General features: G+C 48.1%; 2 protein-coding genes and 1 pseudogene. All 3 read left to right on the top strand.

The window, feature by feature from the left end; genetic code table 11:
* On the top strand, positions 1–1,391 hold a 1,391-nt coding region (locus GRP75_RS24685), incomplete at its 5' end, for a helicase C-terminal domain-containing protein (RefSeq protein ID WP_272917234.1).
* 44 nt (positions 1,392–1,435) lie between these two features.
* Positions 1,436–2,089: a redox-sensing transcriptional repressor Rex gene (locus GRP75_RS24680; RefSeq protein WP_013310684.1), complete on the top strand. Its 654-nt coding sequence runs from the start codon at positions 1,436–1,438 to the stop codon at positions 2,087–2,089.
* A pseudogene (locus GRP75_RS24675) lies at positions 2,076–2,309 on the top strand (N-ethylammeline chlorohydrolase); the annotation flags it as partial. The gene GRP75_RS24680 and the pseudogene GRP75_RS24675, both read left to right, overlap by 14 nt.

Genomic DNA, 2,309 nt, shown 5'->3' with positions numbered 1-2,309 from the left:
ATACACTGACGCGACTGTTCAAAGACAGCAAGAATGGACAACTGCCTTCACTTCGTCAACAGTTGGCAAAATCGGGGCACGAGAAGTCGGCGGATTGGGCTTCAACCATCGACCAGATGTATCCGCTCGTGTTAGAGGTTAAGGAAACTTGGGACCTGCTAAGCGACAAGCTGTTTGGCATGTTGCCAGAGCGAAGCGATGCGACACCGGGTGAAACAGGACAGTTTTCTTCCCGTCTCAAACCTTCGGCCAAGCCTGCAAAGTGGGATCAGGCGGGGGCTTTGGAAAATCAGCTATATGTAACGATGAGCGAAACTTTGCGTAAGGGCGACAAGCTGATGCTGGACGTCAAGGAAGAACATGACGATTATGCGGCAGATAGCCTTATTACAGATATCACGGGTCTGCTCAAGGATTTGGCGGGAATCCGAGAAAATTTGCGCTTTTTTATCCGACTCGATGATGAAACAACCGGATACTGGCTCGAAGCGAGTGGGCAATTCCGTAGTAAATCATTGCAATTTTATGCGGTGCCCGTCGATGTGAGCCGCCAGTTGAAAGAAATGTTTTTTGACAAAAAAAGAAGCATTATTCTGACGTCTGCTACCTTATCGGTAGATAAGTCGTTTCAGTACATGATCGATCAGCTCGGCTTGCAGGAGGCCGCAGATCAAGAGCGGCTGATGACTTCGCAGCTCCCGTCACCCTTTAATTACAGGGATCAGGTGTTGCTGGTCATTCCACGGGATTTCCCAAGTGTGAAGGGCAGTGTAGGAGATGCACATTTTGTAGATATGCTCGTTAGCTCTCTAGGAGCGACTGCTCAGGCGACGCGGGGGAGAATGCTCGTTCTGTTTACTTCCTATCGGATGCTCCGGCAAGTGTATGAGCCGCTCAAAGAGGCCTTAGCATCCAGCGAAATTACTGTGCTGGGACAAGGTGTGGACAGTGGGAGTCGCAGTAAGCTAACCCGCCGTTTTCAGGAAGCCAAAGCTTCTGTATTGCTGGGAACCAGCAGCTTCTGGGAAGGCGTCGATATTCCAGGAAAGGCTTTGACTTGTCTGGCCATTGTTCGCTTGCCGTTTCAACCGCCGAATCACCCGTTGCTGGAGGCAAAAAGCGAGCTGCTTCAGCAGCAGAAGAAGAATCCATTTATGAAGCTGTCTGTACCACAAGCGGTCATTCGCTTCAAACAGGGATTTGGTCGGTTGGTACGTACAGCGAGCGACCACGGGGTCGTTATCGTTTACGATACGCGTGTGATCGAATCCTATTACGGAAAGCACTTTTTGTACTCGTTACCGGGACCAAAAATGGAGCATATGCCATCGGAGCAAATGGTGCCCCGCATCGCCGAATGGCTCCAATCCGCCCCGGAGACAGAGGCATAACGGACGGACACTAAGTATGTTCGTTACAATTAGGGGGAGCAAGTATGAAATCAGATAAAATTTCAGAGGCTGTCGTACGGAGGTTACCCGTATATTTACGTTATCTGAATGCACTTCACAAACGGGAGGTGGCTACGGTCTCTTCTCAAGAGTTGGGACAGAGGCTAGATTTGAACCCGGCCCAAATCCGTAAAGATCTCGCCTATTTTGGAGATTTTGGTCGGAAGGGTATCGGTTATGATGTTTCTTATCTAATTGAGAAAATACGCCATATCCTGAAAATCGACCAGCAAATTAATGTCGTATTGGTCGGTGCGGGTAATCTGGGGCAAGCCCTTTCGAATTATAACGCTTATTTAAAAGACAATATGAAGATTGTCGCAGTATTTGATGCGTTTCCGGATAAGGTAGGGACCAAGATCAATACATTGGTCGTTCAACCGATGGATGAACTGGAAGCGACTGTGAAAGAAAAAAACATTCGAATCGGGATTATTACCGTACCTGATTTTGAAGCACAGCACGTGGCTGACAGGCTTATTGAGAGTGGAATTGGAGCGATCCTGAACTTTGCACCGACTACTCTCAAGGCACCGGCCAACATTCGGATTCATGCCACAGACTTTACAACTGATTTGCTTAGCCTCGCTTATTATTTGGAGGACGGAAAGGAAGAAACACAATATGACAGTGAATAAATGGATGATTAAAAACGGCTCTTTTGCCGTAAATGGATCAGAAGCTGGGGTAGTCCATGGTTTTATGATTGTGGAGGATAGCCGTATTACTTATATTGGCGAAACTTTGCCTGCGGGTGAGGAAGAGACGGAAGCGATCGATGGTAAGGGGCTATTGTTTTTACCTGGTCTGATTAATACTCATGGTCATGCGGCGATGTCTCTGCTGCGTGGGCATGGA

Origin of the sequence: Paenibacillus sp. OT2-17, assembly GCF_009827695.1 — a bacterium.
GTDB lineage: Bacteria > Bacillota > Bacilli > Paenibacillales > Paenibacillaceae > Paenibacillus > Paenibacillus polymyxa_B.
This window is presented reverse-complemented; position numbering and strand designations above follow the sequence as displayed.

Bases quoted from the DNA above. Each gene is read 5' to 3' on its own strand.
- GRP75_RS24680 (WP_013310684.1), top strand. From the start codon at position 1,436: ATGAAATCAGATAAAATTTCAGAGGCTGTCGTACGGAGGTTACCCGTA.